Source organism: Plantibacter sp. VKM Ac-2880 (genome assembly GCF_015351235.1).
GTDB lineage: Bacteria > Actinomycetota > Actinomycetes > Actinomycetales > Microbacteriaceae > Plantibacter.
The window spans coordinates 907,334-914,188 of the sequence record NZ_JADKSJ010000001.1; the positions used below are offsets into that span (position 1 = coordinate 907,334).

Below are 6,855 nucleotides of genomic sequence, written 5' to 3' on the forward strand. Positions count from 1 at the left end.
CACCACGTGAACACCTCCGCGCTCAGCACCCAGATCCAGCTTGTCTCACGACCGGAGGGCTGGCCGACCGAGTCCGACTTCCGCACCGTCTCCGTCGAGTTCCCCGAGCTCGCGCCGGGCCAGTTGCGGGTCCAGAACCTGTTCCTGTCGGTCGACCCCTACATGCGTGGCCGCATGAACGACGCGCGCTCCTACGTCGCGCCGTACCAGCTCGGCGAGACGATGACGGGCGGAGCCATCGGCCGCGTCGTCGAGTCCGCCGCCGAGGGGTTCTCCGCGGGTGACGTCGTCCTGCACCAGTTCGGCTGGCGCGACCTCGTCCAGGAGGACGCGAGCGGCTTCCGTGTCGTCCCCGAGCTCCCGGGCGTCCCGCTGTCCGCCTACCTCGGCGTCCTCGGCATGACGGCCCTCACCGCCTACGTCGGCCTCCTCGAGGTGGCGAAGTTCCGCGAGGGCGACACCGTGTTCGTCTCCGGTGCGGCCGGCGCCGTCGGCACCATGGTCGGTCAGATCGCTCGCCTGAAGGGCGCGAAGCGCGTGATCGGTTCCGCGGGCACGGCCGAGAAGGTCGCCCTGCTCACCGAGAAGTACGGCTACGACGCGGCCTTCAACTACAAGGACGGTCCGGTCACGGAGCAGCTGGCCGCCGCCGCACCCGAGGGCATCGACGTCTACTTCGACAACGTGGGTGGCGAGCACCTCGAAGCCGCGATCGACGCCTTCAGCGACGGTGGACGCGCCGCGCTCTGCGGGGTCATCTCGCAGATCAACGAGACCGACCGTCCTGAGGGCCCCCGCAACCTGGCGAACATCGTCACCCGCGGCCTCACCCTCACCGGCTTCACGGTCGGCAACTACACGCAGCACTTCCCGGCGTTCTCCGCCGAGATGGCCGGATGGCTGCAGCGCGGCGAGGTCGTCTTCGACGAGACCGTCTACGAGGGCCTCGACCACACGCTCGACGCGTTCCTGGCGCTCATGCGCGGCGCGAACACGGGGAAGATGGTCGTCAAGCTCTGACGCACCCCGGTCCGATCGCCCGTCGCAGGGCCACCCGCGGCCCGCTCACCCTCCTCGGGTGAGCGGGCCGCGGTCCGTGGTCACACCGCCGCGAGGACCCCGGCGGCCGCGTCGATCCGCGACATCGCCAGCCGCTCGGCGGCGACGAGCGTGGTGACGCCCGTGGCGGCGGCATCGCGGTAGACGGCCTGCACCGTTCGACCGATCGCCGACACCCGCTGCTCGATGGCCGCCGCATCGGCACCCGGCTCCGACGCCATCGCGAGGTAGATCACACCACCGGCGTTGGCGACGAAGTCCGGCGCCCAGAGGATCCCGCGCTCCTCCAGGGCGAGCGCGTCCGCCCTCGTGGCGAGCTGGTTGTTGGCCGCGCCGACGACGGCGCGGCAGCGCAGCTGACCGATGACCCGCCTGTTGAGGGCACCGCCCACGCCGCAGGGGACGAACAGATCGGTCTCGACGAGGTGCTCGTCACCCGGTTCGATCCAGCTGGCGCCGATCTCCTCGGCGAGCGCGCGTTTGCGCGGGTCGACGTCGGTGACGATGAGCCGTGCACCCTCCGTGGCCAGCCGACGCGCCAGCCGCCCGCCGACCTGGCCGAGGCCGGAGATCGTCGCCCGGTGCCCGGCCACGAGCGGCGTTCCGAAGACCGTCTCGAGCGTCGCGGTGATGGCTGCGTGCACGCCGGCCGCGGTCGCCTCGCTCGGTTCTCCGACGCCACCCCGGTCGGCCGGGAGGCCACTCACATGGGCGGTCCGCTCCGAGACGACCGCCATGTCCTCCGCCGTCGTCCCGACGTCCTCCGCGGTCCGGTACCGCCCGTCGAGGGCTTCGACCGCGTCACCGAGGTCGAGCATCGCGTCGCGTCGTTCCGCGTCGTCCAGGGTGCGGCCCGGTGGGAGATGGATGACCGACTTGCCGCCGCCGTGGGCGAGACCGGCCGCCGCGTTCTTCATCGTCATCCCGGCGGCGAGTCGGAGCGAGTCGTCCACGGCCTCGACCCAGCTCGGATACCGCCAGAGGCGCGCACCGCCGAGTGCCGGACCGAGCGCGGTGGAGTGGAGGGCGACACTGATCGTGAGGCCGGAACGCGGACCGTGCGTGATCGACAGGCGTTCGTGGGGGAGGGTGGTGCTGTGCATCGCGTCGCCGGACGCGGCAGGGTCGAATGACGTCATCGTCGGATCTCCTCGTGGGTGATTGCTGCGGGCTCCTCGTGGGAGCGTTCGGTGGGGCCGTGGTGGTGTCACGGCTCCTGACCAGATTCTCCACGGCCGGTGGCTCGTCCACAACCGTCGGCTCACCGGGCGGCACGCGAACCTGCGCCTAGGCTGGGAGGCATGGGTGGAGTGTTGACGGGGTTCGCGATCATCGGCACCGTCATCCTCGTCGGCTACCTCGCCGGACGTTTCGGCGTCGGAGGCCCGACCACCGGGCACGTCCTCAACCGGGTCGCGTTCTTCGTCACCAACCCCGCGCTGCTGTTCACCGTCCTCTTCTCGGCCGATCTGCACGAGGTGTTCAGCAGCTTCATCTGGGTCGCGCTCACCAGTGCGCTCGCGGCCGCAGCCCTCTTCCTGCTGCTCAACGCGGTGTGGCTCCGGAAGGACCTCTCGGTCGCGACCATCGGCGCGCTCGGTTCGGGCTACGTGAACGCCAACAACATCGGCATCCCGGTCGCGGTCTACGTCCTCGGCGAGGCCGGGTACGTCGCGCCGGTGATCCTCCTGCAGCTCCTCGTCTTCGCACCGATCGCGCTCACGATCCTCGACGTCAGACAGCGCGGTTCGGTCTCCTTCCTCGGCATCGTCACCCAACCCTTCCGGAACCCGATGATCATCGCGTCGATCATCGGCGTGGTGCTCAACCTGTTCGGGGTGCGGCTCCCCGAGCCGGTCCTGGCACCGTTCGAACTCATCGGTGGCGCGGCCGTCCCGCTCATCCTCATGGCCTTCGGCATGTCGCTGCACGGCATGCGTCCACTGCAGGCGGGGAGTGGACGACGGGAGATCTTCGTGGCGACGGCGATCAAGGCCGTCGTGATGCCCGCTTTCGCGTACCTCATCGCCCACTTCGGCTTCGGGCTGAGCGGCACGCCGCTGTTCGCCTCGGTCGTGCTCGCCGCGTTGCCCGCCGCTCAGAACGTGTACAACTTCGCGAGTCGGTACGAGCAGGGGGTCGCGCTCGCCCGCGACACGGTGCTGTTGACGACCATCCTGTCGGTCCCGGTCCTCATCGCCGTGGCGGCCCTCCTCGCCTGATCGAGCGGTGCCGCGCGCCACCCGATGTCCCCAAAAGAACGGACACCTGTGGCCGAAAAAAGCGAACGTTCCCGACTAACGTGGGGCGGGCGCCTCCGAGATATACCAGCCAACGTCTCGATGGGCGGCAGTGCGAACCGCCCGTGATTCGAGGAGAACGACATGACCGACGGCACGACACCCAGGCACGGACGCGCAGGCGATCGGGCCGAATCCCGCGAGACCGTCGGCGACGAGATGCTCGCCGTCCAGGACTTCTCGGGCGAGGAGCAGGGCTACCACAAGACGCTCAAGCCACGCCAGATCCAGATGATCGCCATCGGCGGCGCGATCGGTACGGGGCTCTTCCTCGGCGCTGGTGGCCGGCTGAACAGCTCGGGTCCTGCGCTCATCCTCGTCTACGCGCTGTGCGGCTTCTTCGCGTTCCTCATCCTGCGCGCGCTCGGCGAGCTCGTCCTGCACCGCCCGTCTTCCGGCTCGTTCATCTCCTACGCCCGCGAGTTCTACGGCGAGAAGATGGCGTTCGGTGCCGGCTGGTTGTACTTCCTCAACTGGGCCATGACCTCGATCGTCGACGTCACCGCCGCAGCCCTCTACATCAAGACCTTCGGCAAGCTCTTCGGGTGGAAGGAGCTCGAGGACTTCCCGCAGTGGGTCTTCGCGCTCGGTGCGCTCGTGATCGTGCTCGCGCTCAACCTCGTCTCCGTGAAGCTGTTCGGTGAGATGGAGTTCTGGTTCGCGCTCATCAAGGTGTCGGCGCTCGTCGTCTTCCTGATCGTGGGCGTCTGCTTCATCGTCTTCGGCGGTCGCACCGACATCGGTGCCGTCGGCTTCTCGGTGATCGGCGACAACGGTGGGCTCTTCCCCGTCGGGGCGTTCGCGCCGATGATCGCGATCTCCGGTGTGGTGTTCGCGTACGCCGCGATCGAACTCGTCGGGACCGCAGCGGGTGAGACGGCCGAGCCGAAGAAGATCATGCCGAAGGCCGTCAACACGGTCATCTTCCGCATCGCGATCTTCTACGTCGGATCCGTCCTGCTGCTCTCGCTCCTCCTGCCGTACACCGCCTACCAGGCCGGCGAGAGCCCGTTCGTCACGTTCTTCTCCCACATCGGTTCCGAGCAGGCCGGGGCGATCTCGGCCTCGGTCATGAACTTCGTCGTCCTCACGGCGGCGCTCTCGAGCCTCAACGCGGGGCTCTACTCCACGGGTCGTATCCTGCGCTCGATGGCGGTCAACGGTTCGGCTCCCGCGTTCACCGGGAAGATGAGCAAGAACGGGGTGCCCTTCGGCGGCATCCTGCTCACGGCGGCGCTCACGCTGCTCGGCGTCCTGCTGAACGCCCTGTACCCGTCGAAGGCGTTCGAGATCGTGCTCGAGATCTCGGCCATCGGCATCATCGGCGGCTGGGCGACGATCATCCTCTGCCAGATCCAGTTGCAGCGATGGGCGAAGCAGGGCAAGGTCGAGCGGCCGTCGTTCCGGTTGTTCGGTGCCCCGTTCACGTCCTACCTGACGCTGGCCTTCCTGGCGTTCGTCCTCGTGACGATGGGCTTCTCGGAGACCGGGCGTTGGGTGCTCGCCTCGCTCATCGTCCTCATCCCGATGCTCATCGTCGGGTGGTTCGCGGCGAAGCCGAGGATCCTGGCGGCGGCGAAGGCCAGGGAAGGGCACACGGGCACGTGGCCCGTGGTCGCCGAGCGTCCCGCGATCGACGCCAACAAGCGGAAGCGCGGTGGCGCGCCGCGCTCCTAGGAGCACGCACGAGCAGGGCTCGATCCGCGAACCGTGGCGAATCGCTAAGCGATAGTGATCACTTGGGGCCGGTTCCGAGCATTCCCTTGCACGACGGGATCCGGTTCAGCAGGATGTGGGCAACCTCTTCCGTGCACCACCGGATCCCGTTGGAGTTCCCGTGAACCGTCGTCTCCGTCTCCTCGCCGTGCTCGCCGCCTGCGGGCTCGCCGTGGCCACCCCGCTGAGTGCCGCGGCCCAGGCACCCGCTCCGACGCCCGCCGGCACGGTCCTCTACGAGGCGAGTGACGCGATCATCGCGAACCCGGAGCGCGGCTTCGACCACACGAACAACACGCACTACTACCCGGAGGGGACGGCGGGCGGCCCGGGTTACACGCCGCTCGATGTCCCGACGCTCGCCGCCTACCGTGAGGAGGGCATCACCGAGCTCGTCCGCGTGTTCTACCTGGAGCGGTTCGTGGCCGAGCCGACGCTCGATCCGGCCTGGCTCGCGCTCGTGCAGGCGGACTTCGACGCCGCCCGCGAGGCGGGCATCTCGATCATCCCGCGCTTCGCCTACCTCGCGGGTGGGGACTCGCCCTACACGCCGCCCTACGGTGACGCACCGCTCGACATCGTGCTCGGACACATCGAGCAGCTGACGCCGATCTTCCAGGACAACGCCGACGTCATCTCCGTCGTGCAGGCCGGCTTCGTCGGGCTCTGGGGTGAGGGCTACTACACCGACCACTTCGCCGCCGACCCGGCGAACCCGGGTGTGCTCACGGCCGCGGACTGGGCGAAGCGGCGTGCCGTCGTCGACGCACTGCTCGAGGCGGTTCCGGCCGACCGGTCCATCCAGCTGCGGACGATGAGCATGAAGCAGAACATCCTCGGGGTGCCGAGCGGCACCGAGGGGGCGATCACCGAGGCGCAGGCGTTCGATGGCAGCGCCATCGCGCGGATCGGTCACCACAACGACTGCTTCCTCGCCGCGCCCGACGACTGGGGCACCTACCTCTCCGACCCGTTGACCCTCGACCAGGACTACCTCGCTCAGGAGAGCGACTGGGTGCCGGTCGGCGGCGAGACCTGCAACGTGAACCCGCCGCGTTCCGAGTGGGAGACCGCCTCGGCGGAGATGGAGCGGTACAACTTCAGCTACCTCAACTGGGACTACCTGCAGGACGTCCTGCAGTCGTGGGGTCAGGAGAACCTCGACACGACCGCGAAGCGCCTCGGGTACCGGTTCGTCATGACGGGGAGTTCGGTCGCCGAGGGCACCCTGTCGCTCACGATCCGCAACGACGGTTGGGCCGCACCCTACAACAGCCGCCCCGCGTACCTCGTGCTGTCGAACGCCGAGCGCACCGTGCGAGTGCCCTTCGGTTCTGACGCCCGCACCTGGGCCGCCGGCGAGACGGTGACGCTGCAGGCGTCGCTCGCCGACGTGCCGGCCGGACGGTACGACACCGCCCTCGCCCTCCCGGCCACGCATGAGACGGTCGCGGCCGACTCGCGGTACGCGGTGCAGACGGCGAACGTCGGCACCTGGGATCCGGCCACCGGGCTGAACAGCCTGCAGCGTCAGGTCACGGTCGCGGACGGCGTCGTCATGGCCGAGCCGGTCGCCGGTGCCGCGCCCCGGTTGCCCGACACCGGTGTGGAAGCGGCCCTGCCGGCTCTGGTCGGTACCGGCGTTGTCGGGCTGGGGGCCTTGGCGCTGGTGCTCAGCCGACGGCGCTCAGCCGAAGATCATGGGTGAGTCGTCGTTCTCCTCGTCGGAGAGTGAGAAGTCGAGGTCGACGACGACCGGCACGTGGTCGCCACGTGTCCC

General features: G+C 69.1%; 5 protein-coding genes. 4 read left to right on the forward strand and 1 reads right to left on the reverse strand.

Annotated elements, in window-relative coordinates:
- Positions 1-6: 6 nt before the first annotated feature.
- On the forward strand, positions 7-1,020 hold the full coding sequence (locus ITJ57_RS04495; RefSeq protein WP_056008942.1) for an NADP-dependent oxidoreductase: 1,014 nt from the start codon (positions 7-9) through the stop codon (positions 1,018-1,020).
- 80 nt (positions 1,021-1,100) lie between these two features.
- On the opposite strand, the gene ITJ57_RS04500 is transcribed toward ITJ57_RS04495, so the two are convergent.
- A complete protein-coding gene (locus ITJ57_RS04500; protein WP_228506479.1) occupies positions 1,101-2,198 on the reverse strand; it encodes a Glu/Leu/Phe/Val dehydrogenase family protein in 1,098 nt (365 codons plus the stop codon).
- Between the two features lie 162 nt (positions 2,199-2,360).
- On the opposite strand from ITJ57_RS04500, the gene ITJ57_RS04505 reads away from it, so the two are divergent.
- The 3 genes from ITJ57_RS04505 to ITJ57_RS04515 all read left to right on the forward strand — a co-directional run bounded on the left by ITJ57_RS04505 (position 2,361) and on the right by ITJ57_RS04515 (position 6,783).
- A complete protein-coding gene (locus tag ITJ57_RS04505) occupies positions 2,361-3,281 on the forward strand; it encodes an AEC family transporter (protein ID WP_194669041.1) in 921 nt (306 codons plus the stop codon).
- Positions 3,282-3,443: 162 nt separating this feature from the next.
- Positions 3,444-5,036, forward strand: coding sequence for an amino acid permease (locus tag ITJ57_RS04510; protein WP_370582193.1), 1,593 nt, complete (start codon positions 3,444-3,446; stop codon positions 5,034-5,036).
- A 160-nt stretch (positions 5,037-5,196) separates the two neighbouring features.
- A complete protein-coding gene (locus tag ITJ57_RS04515; protein ID WP_194669042.1) occupies positions 5,197-6,783 on the forward strand; it encodes a DUF4832 domain-containing protein in 1,587 nt (528 codons plus the stop codon).
- The last annotated feature ends 72 nt before the right edge of the window (positions 6,784-6,855 follow it).

Coding starts and splice junctions, on each gene's coding strand:
- ITJ57_RS04500 (WP_228506479.1), bottom strand. CDS start 2,198: ATGACGTCATTCGACCCTGCCGCGTCCGGCGACGCGATGCACAGCACC.
- ITJ57_RS04505 (WP_194669041.1), top strand. CDS start 2,361: ATGGGTGGAGTGTTGACGGGGTTCGCGATCATCGGCACCGTCATCCTC.
- ITJ57_RS04510 (WP_370582193.1), top strand. CDS start 3,444: ATGACCGACGGCACGACACCCAGGCACGGACGCGCAGGCGATCGGGCC.